The organism is Rahnella sp. CFA14(1/10) (assembly GCF_004195095.1).
Classification (GTDB): Bacteria; Pseudomonadota; Gammaproteobacteria; order Enterobacterales; family Enterobacteriaceae; genus Rahnella; species Rahnella perminowiae.
Genome location: NZ_SEWS01000013.1, coordinates 101,422 through 120,352 on the forward strand (window position 1 = coordinate 101,422; position 18,931 = coordinate 120,352).

Consider the following 18,931-nt stretch of genomic DNA (forward strand, 5'->3'; position numbering starts at 1 on the left):
GTCTGGTAGCTATTGGATCCGCCTGACTCTTATTCTGCAAAGAGCCGGTGCATTACACCGGAATTTGGGATGAGGATTCAGAAATGAGTAAGACGTTGAGCTTCACCTGCATGTTAGTCAATGGGGTTCATGCCCGGCCAGCCAGCCATATTGAAACGTTGTGCAATGGCTTCGGGTCTGCGTTTCAGTGGCATAATGGGCGCACTGACCGCGTTGCCGATGGTAAAAGTGTTCTTTCACTGATTGGTGCCGATATTCTGTTTAATGATGAATGCCTGGTCACCATAGAAGGGAATGACGAAGACGCCGCGTACAGGGCGCTGGCTCATTTCATTGAATACCAACTCCCTCATTGTGATGAAGCCCTGCCTGAGCATGATGAAAGCGCGGAACTTGAGCCGCTTCCTGAATCCCTGAGCCATCTTTCTCCGTTGGTTTTCCGCGCCCGTTCAGTCAGTGAAGGGTGCGCGTCCGGAAAACTGGTCAGCCTTTCTGATGTGAACCTGGCAACACTCAGGGACTTACCCGCGTCTCAGGGGAAAGATAAAGAACAAAGCCTGCTTTGCCGCGGGCTGGCTGGATTGGAAAAATCTCTCAATTTACAATTGATGGCGGGCAGCGGGACGATGACTGCGGTGCTGGAATCACACCTTTCTTTGCTGCGTGATAACAGCCTGCGCGAAGCTTTGCTGAGCCGTGTGGCACAAGACCGGAGCTGTGCACAAAGTATTGTGGACACCGCAGCATATTTCAGCTCGCAACTCGCACAATCGTCCAGTGCTTATTTGCGTGAACGCGAACTGGATATTCGTGATGTCAGCTTCCGGCTTTTACAGCAAATCTATGGTGAGGAACGCTTTCCTTCCCAACAGGCACTGAGCGAAGCGAGTATTTGTCTGGCCGATGAACTGACGCCGAGCCAGTTTCTCGAACTGGATAAAACCCATCTGAAAGGTCTGCTGCTCGGCAGCGGAGGCAGTACGTCACATACCGTGATCCTCGCCCGATCATTCAATATACCCACTCTCGTCGGTGTGGATCCGCAACCACTTCTGGCTTATTTACAGCAGGATGTGCTGATCGACGGCGATCTCGGTCTGATTGCCTGTGCACTCAGCGAACCGGTACGTCGTTATTATTGTCAGGAACAGGCAGTGCAACAGGCGCTGCGCGGACAGCAAAGCGAATATCTCGATAAACCCGGGTACACGGCAGACGGAGTGCGTCTTGAAGTGGCGGCCAATATCGCTCATTCGGTTGAAGCCAGCGCGGCATTTGATCATGGCGCTGAAGCGATCGGGCTGTTCCGTACGGAAATGTTGTATATGGACCGCGCCAGCGCCCCTTCCGAAGATGAGCTGTACAATATTTATTGTCAGGCGACGGAGGCAGCCCGGGGCAAAACTATCATTGTCCGCACGATGGATATCGGGGGAGATAAGCCGGTTCATTATCTGAACATTCCTGCCGAAAACAACCCGTTCCTCGGTTATCGCGCCGTGCGTATTTATCAGGAATTTCTGCCGTTATTTCATACGCAGTTGCGTTCGATCCTGCGCGCCTCGGCGCACGGGTCGCTGAAAATCATGATCCCGATGATCTCTTCCATGGAGGAGATCTTATGGGTGAAAGAGAAGCTGGCGGAAGCCAAACAGTCGCTGCGCAGCGAGCAAGTGCCGTTTGATGAAAAAATTCAGTTGGGGATCATGCTGGAAGTGCCGTCGGTGATGTTCATCATCGATCAATGCTGTGAAGAGATTGATTTCTTTAGCATCGGCAGCAATGACCTGACGCAATATCTGCTGGCGGTCGATCGTGATAATACGAAAGTGACCCGCCATTACAACAGCCTGAATCCGGCCTTTCTGCGCGGGCTCGATCATGTTGTGCGCGAGGTGCATCGTCACGGTAAATGGATTGGTTTATGCGGTGAGCTGGGCGCGAAAGGCTCGGTGTTGCCGCTACTGGTTGGAATGGGGCTTGATGAAATTAGCATGAGTGCGCCGTCAGTTCCGGTGACCAAAGCGCGTCTGGCAAAACTCGACAGCCGTGAATGCCGCCTGTTGCTTAACCGCGCCATGCAGTGCCGGACGTCGCTGGAAGTCGAACACCTGCTGGCGCAGTTCAGGATGACGTTTAACGATGCTCCGCTGATTACGACGGAATGTGTGACGCTTAATGCCGACTGGCGCAGCAAAGAAGAAGTGATTAAAGGTATGGTGGATAACCTGATGCTGGCAGGGCGTTGCCGTTATCCGCGCAAACTCGCCGCTGATGTCTGGGCGCGTGAAGCCGTATTTTCCACCGGTCTCGGGTTTGGTTTTGCGATACCGCACACCAAATCAGAGCACATTGAGCAATCGACTATCAGCGTCGCGAAACTTCCGCAACCGGTGCAGTGGGGTGATGAACAAGCACAATTTGTGATCATGCTGACCCTCAATAAACATGCCGCAGGCGACCAGCATATGCGGATTTTCTCAAGGCTGGCGCGACGGATTATGCATGACAGTTTCCGCGACGCACTGATGCATTCGGCCACGGCAGCACAGATTGAAACGTTGCTCAAACAAGAGCTTGAACTCTGACAGGAGAGGGTATGGAACTTTATCTGGATACTGCTGATATCAGCGCAGTAAAACGTTTATCCCGGATTTTGCCGTTGCAGGGCGTGACCACGAACCCGAGCATTGTGGCTAAATCGCAAACTTCCCTGTGGGAGGTTTTGCCCGCGCTTCGTGATGCATTAGGAGGAGAAGGGAAACTGTTTGCGCAGGTACTGGCAAATCAAACTGAGCAGATAGTTGAAGAAGCTGAATTATTGTATTCCCGCGTGCCAGGGCTTGTGGTCAAAGTGCCGGTAACCGCTGCCGGGTTGGCAGCGATTAAGACGCTGCGTATTCGTAAAATTCCAACCCTGGGAACCGCTGTGTATGGTGCGGGGCAAGGGTTACTATCGGCACTGGCCGGGGCCGAATATGTCGCGCCTTATGTTAACCGGCTGGATGCCCAGGGGGGTGATGGCATTGCGATGGTGACCGAGTTGCAGCAATTGCTTACCCTGCATGCGCCGCATGCCAAAGTGCTGGCCGCCAGTTTTAAAACGCCGCGCCAGGTTCTGGCCTGTCTGCTGGCAGGCTGTCAATCGGTCACGATCCCTGTCGATGTCGCGGAGCAATTGATCAGTGCGCCCGCCGTACAGGCGGCTGTCGATAAATTTGAACAAGACTGGCAAGGTGCTTTCGGGCAACTTTCACTTTAATCGGCTAACGTTGCGTAAAAAGCCCGGCAGGAAAACCTGTCGGGCCTTTGTCATTCTGGTCAGTATCCTTTTACTTTACGCCTTACTTTTACTTAACTCCGTACTGCGCAAAGAAAGCCAGCATGCGTTGCCAGCCATCGGCAGCGGCTTCAGCATGGTAACTCGGGCGATAATCGGCGTTAAACGCGTGACCCGCTTCGGGATATACCACGATTTCCGCTGTGGCATTGGCTGCGCGAATGGCCTGTCGCATGGTTTCAATGGTATCCAGAGGAATGCTCGAATCTTCCCCGCCATACAAACCCAGCACCGGTGCATCCAGTGCCGCTGCGCGGTCAACCGGTTGGAACGGGCTGGTTAGCGTTTTATCACCGACCAGTTTACCGTACCAGGCTACGCCCGCTTTCAGTTGCGGATTGTGCGCCGCATACAGCCAGGTGATGCGCCCGCCCCAGCAGAAACCGGTGATACCTAATTTTGAAATATCCCCGCCATGCTGTGATGCCCAGTGTGCAGTATGATCGAGATCGGAAAGCACTTGCTGGTCCGGCACTTTGCTGACCAGTTTGGCAAACAGCTCACTGATTTCGGTGTAATCACGCGGGTCACCCTGACGGAAATATAACTCCGGCGCGATGGCCATATACCCCTGCTTCGCCAGCCGGCGGCAGATATCCTGAATGTGTTCATGTACACCAAAAATCTCCTGCACGACCAGCACGATCGGTAATTTACCGGTGAACTGTTCAGGACGGGCGAGATAGGCGGGCATATCTTCGCCCTGTGAGGGAATGGTGGTCTGGCCTGCGTGCAGCCCGTCGGTGTCGGTATGTATGGTGGTGCTGGCGACGGGCGTGACGGCAGGAGCAAAGCTGGTCGGAGCCTGTTTCAGGGTAAGCAATTCTTCTTTTTTCATCGGGTGTCTCCAGGCAAGTGTCCATACGGAAATCTGTGGCTATGGATTAAAACTATAGCCGGAAAGCATGAACAGCAAGGCGCAAGAGATGTTCTATAGTTAAAAGTTAATCAGGAAAGTCATCACGGAAGATTCACAGAACACCCGAAACTTTTGCCGAGGAGCTATGTTCAATGTCCAAATCACCCTCTAAAGTCACCAAGAAAAGTGAGTTAAAACCGGTAAGCCGCGCCCCCGCCACGGGCATTGAGTCTTCGCAGCCAGGCCTGGGGGATCTTGCCCCCGAGGATCGTGCTTATCAGCCTTCAGCACAACCTACACCGCCAGGAAAAGAACCGACAGCTTCCGGCAGCGCCAGGAGTCCGAAAAATAGCAATACCAAACTTGATGCATTAGAACACCACCGCAAAAATGGGGAAAAACAGCCGCTGACCACCAATCAGGGCACCAAAATTGCCGATGACCAGAATTCGCTGAAAGCCGGAAGCCGCGGTCCGACACTGCTTGAAGATTTCATCCTGCGCGAAAAAATCACTCACTTTGACCATGAGCGCATCCCGGAACGTATCGTTCATGCGCGCGGTGCGGCAGCGCACGGTTATTTTCAGCCATACCGCAATATGAAAGATGTCACCAAAGCCAGTTTCCTTTCAGACCCCGAAAAGAAAACCCCGGTTTTTGTACGATTTTCTACTGTTCAGGGTTCCCGCGGCTCGGCAGATACCGTACGTGATATCCGCGGCTGGGCGACCAAATTTTATACGGATGAAGGGATTTACGATCTGGTGGGTAACAATACGCCGGTGTTCTTTATTCAGGATGCACATAAATTCCCTGACTTTGTCCACGCGGTCAAACCTGAACCGCATAATGAAATCCCGCAAGGCGCGAGTGCGCATGATTCCTTCTGGGATTACGTTTCTCTGCAACCGGAAACGTTGCATAACGTTTTCTGGGCGATGTCTGACCGCGGCATTCCGCGCAGTTACCGCACGATGGAAGGTTTCGGCATTCATACGTTCCGCTTTGTGAATGCCGAAGGGAAAGCCACTTTTGTCCGTTTCCACTGGAAACCGGTGGCCGGAAAAGCGTCTCTGTTATGGGATGAAGCACAGAAACTGGCGGGGAAAGACGCGGATTTTCACCGCCGTGATTTGTGGGAAGCCATCGAAGCCGGAGATTATCCGGAATACGAACTGGGGGTTCAGTTGATCCCGGAAGAAGACGAATTCAAATTTGATTTCGACTTGCTCGACCCGACTAAACTCATTCCCGAAAAACTGGTGCCCGTAGAACTGATCGGCAAAATGGTGCTTAACCGTAACCCCGATAATTTCTTTGCTGAAACCGAGCAAGCCGCGTTCCATCCCGGACATATTGTGCCGGGCATAGATTTTACCAATGATCCGTTGTTACAGGGGCGTTTGTTCTCTTACACCGATACGCAAATCAGCCGTCTTGGCGGGCCAAATTTCCATGAAATTCCGATCAACCGGCCGACATGTCCTTTCCATAACTTCCAGCGTGACGGTATGCACCGCCAGGATATTGATACTAATCCGGCAAACTACGAGCCGAATTCCATCAACAATAACTGGCCAAGGGAAACGCCTCCGGCAGCATCCGGCGGCGGCTTTGAAAGTTATCCTGAGCGTATTGGTGCAGAAAAAATTCGTCAGCGCAGCCCGTCATTTGCCGAATATTATGCCCATCCGCGCCTGTTCTGGCTGAGCCAGACAGCGGCGGAGCAGGATCATATTATCGGGGCCTTCTCATTTGAATTATCGAAAGTGGCGCGGCCTTATATCCGCGAGCGGGTGGTGGATCTGTTGGCGCATGTTGATCAGACGCTGGCGCAAAAAGTGGCGAAGAATCTGGGTATTACCCTTTCCGCAGATACTCTGAATATCAAACCGCCGAAGCCGGTGAATGGCCTGAAAAATGATCCGTCGCTGAGTTTGTATGCCAGCGGTAAAGGCACGCTCAAAGGACGTCAGGTGGCAATATTATTGGGGGAGGGCGTGAAAGCGGCAGATGTTCTGGAAACGTTGCAGGCGCTTCAGGTCGCAGGCGTCCATCCTAAACTGCTGGCCAGTCATTTAGGCAATGTAACTGCCGATGATGGCTCCACGTTGCCGGTTGATGCAACCTTTGCCGGGGCGCCTTCCATCACCGTGGATGCGGTGATTGTTCCGCACGGACATATCGATGCACTGCTCATGAACGGCGATGCGCGGCATTACGTGCTCGAGGCCTACAAGCACCTGAAAGTCGTAGGCCTAAGTGGCGATGCACGCCGCTTCAAATCACTGCTGGGGTTGACGGATGACGTGCCGGAAGAGGGCATTGTCGAAGGTGAAAAAGCGGAGGGAGCATTACTGAAAACGTTCCTGAAAGAAATGCTCAAACACCGGATCTGGTCACGCAGTGCGTTGGCAGAGGCTGTGCCTGCCTGATTTGCTGTAGCTGGAAAGCAGGCAACCTCCGGTAACGGAGATTGCCTGTTCAGGTTTCAGTGAAATGCACCTTTATTTTGTGATGAGTGTCACAAAATAAATGTATGCGCAATTCAAGTTGTTACATCATAGTGACGACCGTCACGAAATAACGCCACAATGTTGAGTACAGTTGCCGGGTGTTCCTCCTGCCAATAAATGACCTTACACACCGAGGAGTTTGTTATGTCTCAGCCCGAAGTTTTCCATCTTGGCCTGGCCAAAAAAGATTTAAACGGCGCGTCGCTGGCGATTGTTCCCGGCGATCCTGAGCGCGTAGAAAAAATTGCCAAACTGATGGAGAACCCGGTTCGTCTGGCCTCCCACCGCGAATTTACCTCATGGCGTGCTGAGCTTGATGGCAAATCTGTGATTGTTTGCTCAACCGGTATCGGCGGGCCTTCTACCTCCATCGCAGTGGAAGAACTGGCACAGCTGGGGATCCGTACTTTCCTGCGTGTCGGCACAACGGGTGCGATCCAACCACATATCAATGTCGGTGACGTGCTGGTCACGACCGCTGCCGTTCGTCTTGATGGCGCGAGCCTGCACTTTGCGCCGATGGAATTCCCTGCGGTAGCCGATTTTGCCTGCACTACCGCGCTGGTTGCGGCGGCAGAAGCCGTGGGAGCCGCGACACACATTGGCGTTACTGCATCTTCTGACACGTTCTATCCGGGTCAGGAACGTTATGACACTTACTCCGGCCGTGTTGTCCGTCGCTTCAAAGAATCGATGAAAGAATGGCAGGAAATGGGCGTCATGAACTACGAAATGGAATCCGCGACTCTGCTGACCATGTGTGCAAGCCAGGGTCTGCGCGCCGGGATGGTTGCCGGTGTTATCGTGAACCGCACGCAGCAGGAAATCCCTAATGCAGAAACCATGAAAAAGACCGAAAGCCATGCGGTGAAGATTGTTGTCGAAGCGGCCCGCAGACTGCTTTAGTCCCTGTAAAACTAAAACAACCACATCTTATCAACGGGCCTCTGACGGCCCGTTTTTTTGCTCTGTTAAGCAGATCTGTTAAGGTCATGTTAGTAATCCATCTGGAATAATTGATGTATTCCCTTCCGGATCTCTGACACAAGGAACTGCATTTTTGACTGTTCACGACCTTCTTGAGTACACCACTACCTTCATTCGTGCCCATCAGGTGTGGGCTGCGCCGATCGTTTTTTTTCTGGCCTTTGGTGAATCGCTGGCATTCCTTTCCCTGCTGCTTCCGGCAACGTTTATCTTGTTGGGGCTCGGTGCGCTGATTGGCGAAACCGGCATACCGTTCTGGCCCATCTGGGCAGCCGCCGCTGCGGGGGCTTTCCTGGGCGACTGGCTTTCTTACTGGATTGGTGCCCGTTATCAGGATCGTGTTGGCAATTTCTGGCCTTTCTCCCGTCATCCGCAAATGTTGGTTCGGGGGCATGCTTTCTTTGAAAAATGGGGCATGCCGGGGGCCTTTATCGGCCGCTTTTTTGGCCCGCTTCGCGCCGTTGTGCCACTGGTTGCTGGCATCTGCGGTATGCCGCAAAAGTATTTCCAGATTGCGAATGTGACCTCGGCACTTATCTGGGCTTTCGGCATTCTGGCACCCGGTGCGTTTGGCATTCAGTGGCTGAGCCGCTGGTTTTAAATCCTGCCCTCTGTCGTTGCCCGTCGCAAGGGGGCAAATACAGAGAAATTCCTTTTTGGAAGACGTCTCGCAAAGGTTCAATGCAACAGAAAATAGACTGGACATCCATACAGCCTGACATTACCTTGGCCGCAAGAGACTTGAAGAGGGAAATCACGTGGATATCAGCATTCTGACTGCCCTGGGGGCAGGGTTAATTGGCTTACTCTTAGGATGGCTGATTGCCAGTTTGCGCCAACAGCAACAACAGACGGAGTATGAAACGCAACGCCGTTTGCTGGAACAATCGCTGGAACAGCTTAAAACGGAAAATGATACGCACAAAATCGAGCGGCAATCAGGCCAGCAGCAACTGCGTGAAGCTGAACTTGAGCTGCGAAAACTGCACAGTCTGCAGGCGGCCAGCCAGGAAAAATTACAACTTCTTGTCCACTGGCAAAACGAGTGTGACCAACTCAATCAGGAACTGCGTGCGCAGCGGGAAATCAACAGTGCGCAGGAAGCTGAGTTGCGTGAGGTTTCGACCCGTCTGGACGAAACCCGCATGGCGGCTGAAGAAAAGCAGCGTCTGCTGATTAACAGCGAACAGCGCCTGAGCAGCCAGTTTGAAAACCTGGCTAACCGGATTTTCGAACAAAATGGCCGTCGTGCCGATGAACAGAACAAGCAAAGTCTCGATAAGTTACTGCTGCCGTTGCGTGAGCAACTGGATGGTTTCCGCCGCCAGGTGCAGGACAGCTTCGGGCAGGAAGCCCGTGAGCGTCATACGCTGGCGCATGAGATCCGCAATTTACAGCAACTGAATGTGGAGATGGCACGCGAAGCCGTCAACCTGACTAAAGCTCTGAAAGGTGATAATAAAACGCAGGGCAACTGGGGTGAAGTGGTTCTGAGTCGCGTGCTCGAGGCTTCCGGTTTACGCGAAGGGCATGAATACCAGACGCAGGTCAGCGTGCAGGTGGATAGCAACAGCCGGATGCAACCTGATGTGGTCGTACGGTTACCGCAGAATAAAGACGTGGTGATTGACGCCAAAATGACGCTGGTTGCGTATGAGCGTTATTTCAACAGTGAGGATGACAGCGAGCGGGAAGCGGCACTCAATGAACATATTGCCTCAGTGCGCGGACATATCCGCCTGCTCGGGCGCAAAGATTACCAGCAACTTCCCGGTCTGCGCAGCCTCGATTATGTGCTGATGTTTATCCCCGTTGAGCCTGCTTTTTTGTTGGCTATCGACCGGGAGCCCGAATTGATCAGCGAAGCGCTTCGCCACAATATTATGTTGGTCAGCCCGACGACCTTGCTGGTGGCGCTACGAACGATCAGCAACTTGTGGCGCTATGAGCATCAGAGTCAGAACGCCAAACGTATCGCCGATCGCGCGGCCCGTCTTTACGACAAACTGCGACTGTTTGTGGATGACATGGAGTCGATGGGACAAAGTCTCGACAAAGCGCAGGGAAGTTATCGATCCGCGATGAATAAACTCTCGCAAGGCCGTGGTAATCTTATCGGGCAGGTGGAAAGTTTTCGCGCGCTGGGTGTTGAAGTTAAACGACCTATCAGTCCCTCTCTGGCTGAAATAGCGAAAGCGGAAAACGAACCTGAAGACACCGCATCTCTGCCCGATACCTCTGATGCGGAAGAAGAACAGACGCTGAACCCGGGTGAGTTAACCGCTCACGAGCAGGCATTGCTCTCAGAGGGGCCGCATTGTGTGTGATTCAATGCGTGAATCTTCGCAATATGTTGAATCACCATCGGTGATGGGGCTTTCGAACGGGTTCTGATACACTTCTCCCCAAGAGTTCGACTGAAAAAGCAGGCATAAATAATGGAAAAGCAGACGCCGGAAACCACCCATTTTGGTTTTCGTACAGTAGCCAAAGATGAAAAACAGGAAATGGTGGCAGAAGTCTTCCATTCCGTTGCGGCAAAATATGATTTGATGAATGACCTGATGTCTTTTGGTATTCATCGCATCTGGAAACGCTTCACAATTGATTGCAGCGGTGTCCGTCAGGGACAACGTGTGCTGGATCTGGCCGGTGGTACGGGCGATCTGACCGCAAAATTCTCCCGTCTGGTGGGTGAGAAAGGCGAAGTCGTTCTGGCGGATATCAACGATTCCATGTTGAAGATGGGGCGCGAAAAGCTGCGCAATCTCGGCATCGTTGGCAACGTCAGTTACGTTCAGGCGAATGCCGAGGCCCTGCCGTTCCCGGACAATTATTTTGACTGCATCACCATCTCTTTCGGTCTGCGTAATGTGACTGAAAAAGAGAAGGCGCTGCGCTCCATGTTCCGTGTCCTCAAGCCGGGCGGCCGTCTGCTGGTATTAGAATTCTCCAAACCGGTGTTCAAACCGCTGAGCAAAGCTTATGACACCTATTCCTTCCATATTTTACCGCGTATAGGTGAACTGGTTGCGCATGATGCGGAAAGCTATCGTTATCTGGCTGAATCAATTCGTATGCATCCGGATCAGGAAACACTGAAAGGAATGATGGCAGACGCAGGTTTTGAAAATGTGACTTATCACAACCTGACTGGCGGCATCGTGGCGTTACATCGGGGTTTCAAATTCTGATATGAGTATGCCGATGTTGTTAACGCCGTTACTGACTGCCGCTATCGAGACGCCGCTTAATTACCTGCTTTTCAGAGATCGCAGCATGAAGGCGGCACGGACACGTCTGGCCGGCAAAGTTCTGCGTGTCGAATTGCAGGAACTGAGTACACCCCTGACGTTTGTATTCAGTGAACACAAAATTGATGTGCTCGGACAATGGGATGGGGCGGCGGATTGCACTGTCACCTCGAAACTGTCAGTGCTGCATAAGTTACGTGATCGCCAGCAGTTGTCGCCAATGATGCGTAGTGGCGGGCTGGTGGTTGATGGTGATATCGCCGTGGTTCAGCAATTTTCTGCATTGCTGGATATGGCGGAAATTGAGCCTGCTGAGTTTCTGGCACCCTATATCGGTGATATTGCGGCACAGGGCGTGAGCCAGGCTGTGCAGGGGGCTTTCAGCTTTCTGCAAAAAGGGCTGAAACATCAGCAGAGCTATGTAGCGCAAACGCTGACGGAAGAGTGGAAAATGGCACCCGGTCCGCTGGAAGTTGTCTGGTTTAGTGATGAGGTTTCCGCACTGGTGGGCGAACTGGATGCGCTGGATAAACGAATCAAAAAACTGGAGGATAAACCGTGACGCCTAGGGAAATGCGACGTTTATATCTGATTATCCGCATGTTTCTGATCTACGGCCTTGACGAACTGATCCCTAAAATCCGCTTAACGTTACCGCTGAGAATGGGGCGTTATCTTTTTTTCTGGTTACCTCATCGTCATAAAGAAAAACCGTTGGGTGAGCGCATGCGTCTGGCACTGGAACAACTTGGACCGGTATGGATCAAGTTCGGTCAGATGATGTCGACACGCCGCGATCTTTTCCCTCCGCAAATTGCCGATCAACTGGCTTTGCTCCAGGACCATGTTCCGCCGTTTGATGGCGCAAAAGCCCGTCAGCAAATTAATGCTGCGCTGGGTGGCCCGCTGGAAACCTGGTTTGATGAGTTCGACCAGACACCGCTGGCATCTGCGTCGATTGCTCAGGTGCATACAGCGATCCTGAAAGAAAACGGCAAACCAGTGGTGCTCAAAGTTATCCGCCCGGATATTTTACCGACCATTGTTGCGGACATCCGTTTGATGTCGCGTCTTGCTGGCTGGTTGCCGATTCTGTTGCCAGATGGCCGCCGTTTGCGTCCGCGTGAAGTGGTGCGCGAGTATGAAAAAACGCTGCTTGATGAACTGAATCTGCTACGTGAAGCCGCGAATGCCATTCAGCTTCGTCGTAACTTTGAAGGGAGCCCGATGCTGTATGTGCCGGAAGTTTATCCGGATTATTGCAGCGAACAACTGATGGTGATGGAACGTATTTATGGGATCCCTGTTTCTGATATTGAGGCGCTGAAAAAGCAGGGCACCAATATGAAATTGCTGGCGGAGCGCGGTGTGCAGGTCTTCTTCACTCAGGTTTTCCGCGACAGTTTCTTTCATGCCGATATGCATCCGGGCAATATTTTTGTGAGCTACGAAACGCCGGAAGATCCTTGCTACATAGGCATTGATTGCGGCATAGTTGGTTCGCTCAACAAGGAAGACAAACGCTATCTGGCGGAGAATTTCATCGCGTTCTTTAATCGCGATTACCGCAAAGTGGCGGAGTTGCATGTCGATTCCGGCTGGGTCCCGCGTGATACCAACGTTGAAGAATTCGAATTTGCGATCCGGACAGTGTGTGAACCGATTTTTGAGAAACCGCTGGCGGATATTTCCTTCGGTAACGTATTGTTAAATCTGTTTAATACGGCTCGCCGTTTTAATATGGAAGTCCAGCCTCAGCTGGTGTTGCTGCAAAAGACACTGTTGTATGTCGAAGGCCTCGGGCGTCAGCTTTATCCTCAACTGGATTTGTGGACAACGGCGAAACCTTTCCTCGAAAGCTGGGTTCGTGATCAGGTTGGCCTGCCAGCGATGATCCGTGCACTGAAAGAGCGTGCGCCGTTCTGGATTGAGAAAATGCCTGAACTGCCAGATTTGGTTTATCAGAGCCTGCAGCAGCACAAGCTATTGCAATACAACATTGAGAAACTTTCCTCCCAGATTCATAACCAGAGTTCCCGTCAGGGACAGTCTCGTTATTTGTTGGGAATGGGTGCGACGCTGTTGTTGAGCGGAACCCTTTTACTGTTAGGCGGCGTTAAGGTTTACCCCGCTTGCCTGATGGCAGCAGGTGCTGTTTCATGGTTAATCGGATGGAAACGCGCCAGCTAAACAAATTGTTTTAAATCGAATGCCGTTTGCGGACGGCAATGAATGTGGTTCCTTCCTATTTGAGGTGAAAATAATGGGTGGTATTAGTATTACAAAAATCCTAATCCTCGTTGTTCTTGTAGTACTGCTGTTCGGTACGAAGAAACTGCGTGGTCTGGGCGCTGATTTGGGTGCATCGATCAAAGGTTTTAAAAAAGCCATGAGTGATGACGACACTCAGCCAAAACCTAAAGACGCTGACATTCCTCCTAATGACGCTGATTTCGTAGCCAAGTCTGTTGAAAGCAAGCCAGAAACGAAAGCAGAAGACACCAAGAGCCAAAACAAAGAGCAGGTATAAGCCGTGTTCGATATTGGATTTAGTGAACTGCTGCTGGTATTGGTGATTGGCCTGGTTGTCCTCGGGCCCGAGCGTTTACCTGTAGCAGTCAGAACAGTAGCAGGCTGGATCCGTACGCTTCGTGCAATGGCTGCTTCAGTTCAGAGCGAATTATCGCAGGAACTGAAGCTCCAGGAATTGCAGGATAGCCTGAAGAAAGCGGAAGAATCCGGTCTGAAGAATCTCACGCCAGAAATCAAAGCGTCTATGGACGAGTTGAAAGAGGCCGCAGAATCTATGAAGCAGTCGATCAATTCAGGATTGAATCCTGCGGAGAAGGCTGTCGAAGACGCCAAAGCGGAAGGCAACACTATCCACAATCCTGTTCTGGATGAAGCTGAAGCGCACCATGATGCAGGTGTCTCTCCTGCTGCTGCCGACAAGGTAATTTCTGCACCAGCCGCTGCACCGCAAAGTGCTGTTGATGCTGCCCTGGCATCAAACAGAACGGCGCATGCCGCAGCTGAAACGCTGGCGGCATCGGTGGAACCTGTCGCTGACAGTTCTGTTGACGTTTCACCTGTTGTGAAAACCGCGGCTGAAGCCCCTGTGGAGGAACCCACAGCACCGGTTAAACCGGCTTCATCAACTCAAACGACAGGCGAGCGTTAAACATGGCCGTTGAAGATACACAACCCCTTATCAGCCATCTGATCGAGCTACGTAAACGTCTGCTGAATGCCATTATCTGTATTATTGTGGTGTTTTTAGCGCTGGTTTATTTTGCAAATGACATCTATCAACTGGTGGCATCGCCGCTGATCAAGCAAATGCCGTTGGGTGCGAGCATGATTGCGACTGACGTCGCGTCGCCGTTCTTTACGCCTATCAAACTGACTATGATCGTCTCGGTGTTTGTCTCTGCACCGTTCATTTTGTATCAGGTCTGGGCATTTGTAGCACCGGCACTTTACAAACACGAACGCCGGCTCATGATGCCGCTGCTGTTCTCAAGCTCCGCGTTATTCTATCTCGGTGTGGCGTTTGCTTATTTCGTCGTGTTCCCGCTGGCGTTCGCTTTCTTTGCGAAAACCGCACCGGCTGGCGTGCAGATAGCCACCGACATTAACAACTACCTCGATTTCGTGATGGCGTTGTTTATGGCGTTTGGCGTCTCCTTTGAAGTGCCTATCGCGATTGTGCTGCTTTGCTGGAGTGGTGTAACGACCCCGGAAGATCTGAAAAAGAAACGTCCTTATGTACTGGTCGGGGCTTTTGTAGTCGGGATGTTGTTAACACCGCCGGATGTATTCTCGCAAACGTTGCTGGCCATTCCGATGTACCTGCTATTTGAAATTGGCGTGTTCTTTGCCCGTTTCTATGTCGGAGGCCGTCGCCGGTCGGACGTCGACAACGAGACCGATCCGGATCAGTCTGCTTAAAGTTTTTTTCGTTATAGAGAACCGCCCTGTTGGGCGGTTTCTGTTTCAGGACTCCCCATGTTTGAAATCGGTATAAATCTTACCAGCAGTCAGTTTGATAAAGACCGGCTGCAGGTGGTGGAAAGAGCCAGAGCCGCCGGTCTGAGCGGCATGTTGATCACCGGAACGTCAGCGCAGGAAAGTGTCGAAGCGCAGAAAATGGCGGATGATCATCCTGATTTTTGCTGGTCGACGGCGGGTGTGCATCCGCATCAGGCGAGCGACTGGAATGCGCAGGTTGAAGCCGGTATCCGCGAGCTCGCAGCGTTACCCAATGTGGTTGCGATCGGCGAGTGCGGGCTGGATTTCAATCGTAACTTTTCTCCGGCAGATCGGCAGGAAGCGGCTTTTACCGCGCAGCTGGCGCTGGCGAAAGAACTGCAGTTACCGGTCTTTCTGCATTGTCGCGATGCTGGGGAGCGCTTCGCCGAGTTGCTCAAACCTTGGCTGTCCGGTTTGCCGGGCGGTGTGGTTCATTGTTTTACCGGCACCCGTCAGGAGCTTGAGTTGTATTTATCTCTCGGACTGTCGGTGGGTATTACCGGTTGGGTATGTGATGAGCGTCGCGGGCTGGAACTGCGTGAAATGCTGCCGCTGATCCCGGCGGAGAGGTTATTGCTGGAAACCGATGCACCGTATTTACTGCCGCGTGATATGGAAAACAAACCGAAAAACCGTCGCAATGAACCCGCTTTCCTGCCGCATATTGTGAAGCAGGTGGCCCTTTGGCGTGGTGAGGATCCCCTATGGCTGGCGGACATTACGGATGACAATGCGCGTAAGCTTTTTGCCCTTCCGGCACGCGGCTGAACCCCGTAAAAAGGTACTGCAGGACAGTGCCTTTTTACGGTCGACCCATCCAGTTCAACAGAGCGGGAATACCGGTTACATTTTTTGGAAGTGCGTATTTTCGATGCTCTGACGAACCGGCTGGTTGATGAGATTAAGCATCAGCAGTGAACGTGCTTCGCCGTCCGGTTCAGTATAAATCGCTTCGATACCAGCAAAAATTCCGCCGGTAATCACCACCTGATCGCCTTCATACGGTGTATCAGGATCACGAATATCAACTGATGGCGGTTCCATCAACTGTTTAATGACATCAGGCTGGACGGTGGCAAGTTTCGCACCAAAGCGGATGAAGTGGCTGACACCACGCGTTGCGTTGATAGTCGTGGTATGGATCCGCTCAGGGTCGAACTCGACGAACATATAATTCGGAAACAGTGGCTCGCTGACCGCAGTGCGGCGTCCGCGCACCAGTTTTTCAAGCGTGATCATTGGCGTCAGGCAGTTAACGTGCTGGCGCTCAAGATGTTCTTTTGCGCGAAGAAGCTGACCACGTTTGCAATAGAGTAAATACCAGGATTCCATAGTTTCCCACATAAAAGCGTCGAGCGGGGCAGCATACCAAAAGCCGCTCAGGAGATATAGACAGTGCAAGTCTCTGCAGACGTTTGCTGATTGTCGGCCCGTTATCTTTTATTATCGGAGAAAAGCGCATTCTTATCCCCTCTATTAGTCCTATTTTATCAGGAGAAATCTCATGGAGTTATTCTTACTGAGTAACGGTAAGCTTTCAGGTGAATCTGAGTTACTGGGCTACGCTAAAGCGCGTATCCAGACTATGTTTGAGGCGCACAAGATTACCTCAGCTGTCCTAATCCCTTATGCCCTGATCCGCAGTGATTACGATGCCCGCGCCCTGGAGCTTTCTGATGTGCTGGGCATTGACGTTAGCAGTATTCATCATGCAGCAAACCCGGCTGAAGCGATTGCCAGCGCGGAATGTATTTTGATCAGCGGCGGGAATACCTGGATGCTTAATCAAATGTTGCATGAACACAGCCTGATCGTGCCGATCCAGCGGGCAGTGCGTGAGCGCAATGTACCCTATATCGGCTGGAGTGCGGGCTGTAATGTTGCCACACCCAGTATCCGTACCACCAATGATATGCCTGTTCGCAACTCTGTGGTTCTGCCTTCTCTTGGCCTGTTCCCGGTGCAAATCAATCCGCACTATATTGATGCCCATTTAAGCGGTCATATGGGTGAAACCCGTGATGAGCGCATTGCGGAATTCTGCGCGGTTAATCCGTCGGAATCAGTAATTGCGTTGCGTGAAGGCAGCCTGTTACAGGTGTCCGGCAACAATCTGAGCTACTTCAGTGCGAAAGAGCAGGGTTTTAAAGTTTTCCGTCACGGGCAGGACACGCAGGAATATCAGGACACTCAGGCGATTCAGTCTCTGGTGCCTTTTAACTGCCTGTAATTGTCGTCACGATACTACTTCCGCACCGTCAGTCCAGAAATACCCGGCTGACGGTTATACAGTTTTTACGTTATCAGACTTTAGTTACTGTTAAGAAATTTACTCATAACAAACTTGCTGATAACAAAAAGGCAGCAACAACCCCGGAGAGGCTCTATAATGCTCTCCTTCAACCCGGCGACTCAGAATCAGCATGAAATACCGTGATTTACGTGACTTCCTCTCGTTACTTGAAAAGAGAGGCCAACTGAAACGCATTAGCCAGTCAGTTGACCCTTATCTGGAAATGACCGAAATTGCCGATCGCACCCTGCGTGCAGGCGGTCCCGCGCTTTTGTTCGAAAACCCCAAAGGCTACGACATGCCGGTTCTGTGCAATTTATTTGGCACACCTCAGCGTGTGGCGATGGGCATGGGCAAAGAAGATGTCAGTGCGTTGCGGGAAGTCGGTGAATTACTGGCATTTCTGAAAGAACCTGAGCCACCGCGGGGCTTGCGTGATTTATACGACAAAGCGCCAAAGTTTAAACAGGTGCTGAATATGTCGACCAAAATGCTGCATTCCGCCCCGTGCCAGCAGCAGATTTGGGAAGGTGATGCGGTCGATATCACCAAAATTCCGGTGATGCAGTGCTGGCCGGAAGATGCCGCGCCGCTCATCACCTGGGGACTGACTGTCACCCGGGGACCGAACAAGCCGCGTCAGAATCTGGGCATATATCGTCAGCAGGTGCTGGGTAAAAATAAAGTGATCATGCGCTGGTTGTCCCATCGCGGCGGTGCGCTTGATTTTCAGGAATGGTGCAAACAGAATCCGGGTCAGCGTTTTCCGGTTTCTGTTGCGCTGGGGGCTGATCCGGCTACGATTCTTGGTGCTGTGACGCCGGTTCCCGATACGCTTTCTGAATATGCCTTTGCCGGGCTGTTGCGTGGCAACAAAACGGAAGTGGTTAAATGTATTTCTAACGATTTGGAAGTGCCGGCCAGCGCCGAAATTGTGCTGGAAGGGTATATCGAGCCGGGTGAAATGGCACCGGAAGGCCCGTATGGTGACCACACCGGCTACTATAATGAAGTGGACAACTTCCCGGTGTTCACCATTACGCACATGACACAGCGTAAAGATGCTATCTATCATTCGACCTATACTGGCCGTCCGCCGGATGAACCTGCAGTACTGGGTGTGGCGCTGAATGAAGTGTTTGTGCCGATTCTGAAAAAGCAGTTTCCGGAAATTGTTGATTTCTATTTGCCGCCTGAGGGTTGCTCCTACCGTCTGGCTGTCGTTACCATGAAGAAGCAGTACGCGGGTCATGCGAAACGCGTGATGATGGGGGTCTGGTCCTTCCTGCGACAGTTCATGTACACCAAGTTTGTGATTGTGTGCGACGATGACGTGAATGCCCGTGACTGGAACGATGTGATTTGGGCGATCACGACCCGAATGGATCCCGCGCGGGATACGGTTCTGGTAGAAAATACCCCGATTGATTATCTTGATTTTGCTTCCCCTGTGTCGGGCCTTGGCTCGAAAATGGGGATGGATGCTACCAATAAATGGCCGGGCGAAACGCAGCGTGAATGGGGGCGTCCGATTGTGAAAGATCCGGAAGTCACCGCGCGTATCGACGCTATTTGGCACGAACTCGCTATTCTTAATGATAAAGACGATACGAAAAAATAATCGAATCTTTGTCCTACGCTTTGCTTTGA

17 protein-coding genes are annotated in these 18,931 nt (G+C 52.0%); 15 read left to right on the forward strand and 2 right to left on the reverse strand.

Annotated features, from left to right (window positions below; all coding sequences use genetic code 11):
* Positions 1 to 83 precede the first annotated feature (83 nt).
* Positions 84 to 2,588: a phosphoenolpyruvate--protein phosphotransferase gene (gene ptsP, locus EVX52_RS22535; protein ID WP_129992167.1), complete on the forward strand. Its 2,505-nt coding sequence runs from the start codon at positions 84 to 86 to the stop codon at positions 2,586 to 2,588.
* Between the two features lie 11 nt (positions 2,589 to 2,599).
* On the forward strand, positions 2,600 to 3,262 hold the full coding sequence (gene fsa, locus EVX52_RS22540) for a fructose-6-phosphate aldolase (protein ID WP_129955164.1): 663 nt from the start codon (positions 2,600 to 2,602) through the stop codon (positions 3,260 to 3,262).
* 88 nt (positions 3,263 to 3,350) lie between these two features.
* On the opposite strand, the gene EVX52_RS22545 is transcribed toward fsa, so the two are convergent.
* Positions 3,351 to 4,178, reverse strand: coding sequence for a dienelactone hydrolase family protein (locus tag EVX52_RS22545; RefSeq protein WP_129992168.1), 828 nt, complete (start codon positions 4,176 to 4,178; stop codon positions 3,351 to 3,353).
* Between the two features lie 173 nt (positions 4,179 to 4,351).
* Here EVX52_RS22545 and katE point away from each other — a divergent pair, with 173 nt between their 5' ends.
* The 11 genes from katE (at position 4,352) to tatD (ending at position 15,756) form a co-directional block, all read left to right on the forward strand.
* Entirely contained in the window at positions 4,352 to 6,634 is a 2,283-nt protein-coding gene (gene katE, locus EVX52_RS22550) for a catalase HPII (RefSeq protein WP_129992169.1), read from the forward strand.
* 225 nt (positions 6,635 to 6,859) lie between these two features.
* Positions 6,860 to 7,621: a uridine phosphorylase gene (gene udp, locus EVX52_RS22555; protein ID WP_129955161.1), complete on the forward strand. Its 762-nt coding sequence runs from the start codon at positions 6,860 to 6,862 to the stop codon at positions 7,619 to 7,621.
* A 154-nt stretch (positions 7,622 to 7,775) separates the two neighbouring features.
* Positions 7,776 to 8,303 (forward strand): DedA family protein, encoded by a 528-nt coding sequence (locus EVX52_RS22560; RefSeq protein ID WP_013577438.1) that lies wholly within the window; start codon positions 7,776 to 7,778, stop codon positions 8,301 to 8,303.
* 157 nt (positions 8,304 to 8,460) lie between these two features.
* On the forward strand, positions 8,461 to 10,029 hold the full coding sequence (gene rmuC, locus EVX52_RS22565; protein WP_129955160.1) for a DNA recombination protein RmuC: 1,569 nt from the start codon (positions 8,461 to 8,463) through the stop codon (positions 10,027 to 10,029).
* Positions 10,030 to 10,140: 111 nt separating this feature from the next.
* Positions 10,141 to 10,896 (forward strand): bifunctional demethylmenaquinone methyltransferase/2-methoxy-6-polyprenyl-1,4-benzoquinol methylase UbiE, encoded by a 756-nt coding sequence (gene ubiE / locus EVX52_RS22570; protein ID WP_129955159.1) that lies wholly within the window; start codon positions 10,141 to 10,143, stop codon positions 10,894 to 10,896.
* A gap of 13 nt (positions 10,897 to 10,909) precedes the next feature.
* Positions 10,910 to 11,518, forward strand: a complete 609-nt coding sequence (locus EVX52_RS22575; RefSeq protein ID WP_129955238.1) for an SCP2 domain-containing protein — start codon at positions 10,910 to 10,912, stop codon at positions 11,516 to 11,518.
* A complete protein-coding gene (gene ubiB, locus EVX52_RS22580) occupies positions 11,515 to 13,146 on the forward strand; it encodes a ubiquinone biosynthesis regulatory protein kinase UbiB (RefSeq protein WP_129992170.1) in 1,632 nt (543 codons plus the stop codon). The genes EVX52_RS22575 and ubiB overlap by 4 nt, the downstream gene beginning before the upstream one ends.
* A gap of 73 nt (positions 13,147 to 13,219) precedes the next feature.
* Complete coding sequence (gene tatA, locus EVX52_RS22585) at positions 13,220 to 13,486, forward strand: twin-arginine translocase TatA/TatE family subunit (RefSeq protein WP_129992171.1); 267 nt, start codon at positions 13,220 to 13,222, stop codon at positions 13,484 to 13,486.
* A gap of 3 nt (positions 13,487 to 13,489) precedes the next feature.
* Positions 13,490 to 14,137 (forward strand): Sec-independent protein translocase protein TatB, encoded by a 648-nt coding sequence (gene tatB / locus EVX52_RS22590; protein WP_129992172.1) that lies wholly within the window; start codon positions 13,490 to 13,492, stop codon positions 14,135 to 14,137.
* A 2-nt stretch (positions 14,138 to 14,139) separates the two neighbouring features.
* The gene (tatC, locus tag EVX52_RS22595; RefSeq protein ID WP_129955155.1) at positions 14,140 to 14,907 is read left to right on the forward strand and encodes a Sec-independent protein translocase subunit TatC; all 768 of its coding nucleotides are present in this window, start codon (positions 14,140 to 14,142) and stop codon (positions 14,905 to 14,907) included.
* Positions 14,908 to 14,964: 57 nt separating this feature from the next.
* Positions 14,965 to 15,756, forward strand: coding sequence for a 3'-5' ssDNA/RNA exonuclease TatD (tatD, locus tag EVX52_RS22600; protein WP_129992173.1), 792 nt, complete (start codon positions 14,965 to 14,967; stop codon positions 15,754 to 15,756).
* Positions 15,757 to 15,831: 75 nt separating this feature from the next.
* Here the strand turns inward: tatD and rfaH are convergent, their stop codons facing one another.
* Positions 15,832 to 16,320, reverse strand: coding sequence for a transcription/translation regulatory transformer protein RfaH (gene rfaH / locus EVX52_RS22605; protein ID WP_205951622.1), 489 nt, complete (start codon positions 16,318 to 16,320; stop codon positions 15,832 to 15,834).
* Between the two features lie 172 nt (positions 16,321 to 16,492).
* Between rfaH and pepE the strand changes: the two genes are divergently transcribed.
* Together pepE and ubiD are read left to right on the forward strand one after the other, a co-directional pair.
* Positions 16,493 to 17,218, forward strand: coding sequence for a dipeptidase PepE (gene pepE / locus EVX52_RS22610; RefSeq protein WP_129992174.1), 726 nt, complete (start codon positions 16,493 to 16,495; stop codon positions 17,216 to 17,218).
* Positions 17,219 to 17,411: 193 nt separating this feature from the next.
* A complete protein-coding gene (gene ubiD / locus EVX52_RS22615; RefSeq protein WP_129955152.1) occupies positions 17,412 to 18,902 on the forward strand; it encodes a 4-hydroxy-3-polyprenylbenzoate decarboxylase in 1,491 nt (496 codons plus the stop codon).
* The last annotated feature ends 29 nt before the right edge of the window (positions 18,903 to 18,931 follow it).

Coding starts and splice junctions, on each gene's coding strand:
- ptsP (WP_129992167.1), top strand. CDS start 84: ATGAGTAAGACGTTGAGCTTCACCTGCATGTTAGTCAATGGGGTTCAT.
- fsa (WP_129955164.1), top strand. CDS start 2,600: ATGGAACTTTATCTGGATACTGCTGATATCAGCGCAGTAAAACGTTTA.
- EVX52_RS22545 (WP_129992168.1), bottom strand. CDS start 4,178: ATGAAAAAAGAAGAATTGCTTACCCTGAAACAGGCTCCGACCAGCTTT.
- katE (WP_129992169.1), top strand. CDS start 4,352: ATGTCCAAATCACCCTCTAAAGTCACCAAGAAAAGTGAGTTAAAACCG.
- udp (WP_129955161.1), top strand. CDS start 6,860: ATGTCTCAGCCCGAAGTTTTCCATCTTGGCCTGGCCAAAAAAGATTTA.
- ubiE (WP_129955159.1), top strand. CDS start 10,141: ATGGAAAAGCAGACGCCGGAAACCACCCATTTTGGTTTTCGTACAGTA.
- EVX52_RS22575 (WP_129955238.1), top strand. CDS start 10,910: ATGTTGTTAACGCCGTTACTGACTGCCGCTATCGAGACGCCGCTTAAT.
- tatA (WP_129992171.1), top strand. CDS start 13,220: ATGGGTGGTATTAGTATTACAAAAATCCTAATCCTCGTTGTTCTTGTA.
- tatC (WP_129955155.1), top strand. CDS start 14,140: ATGGCCGTTGAAGATACACAACCCCTTATCAGCCATCTGATCGAGCTA.
- tatD (WP_129992173.1), top strand. CDS start 14,965: ATGTTTGAAATCGGTATAAATCTTACCAGCAGTCAGTTTGATAAAGAC.
- rfaH (WP_205951622.1), bottom strand. CDS start 16,320: ATGGAATCCTGGTATTTACTCTATTGCAAACGTGGTCAGCTTCTTCGC.
- pepE (WP_129992174.1), top strand. CDS start 16,493: ATGGAGTTATTCTTACTGAGTAACGGTAAGCTTTCAGGTGAATCTGAG.
- ubiD (WP_129955152.1), top strand. CDS start 17,412: ATGAAATACCGTGATTTACGTGACTTCCTCTCGTTACTTGAAAAGAGA.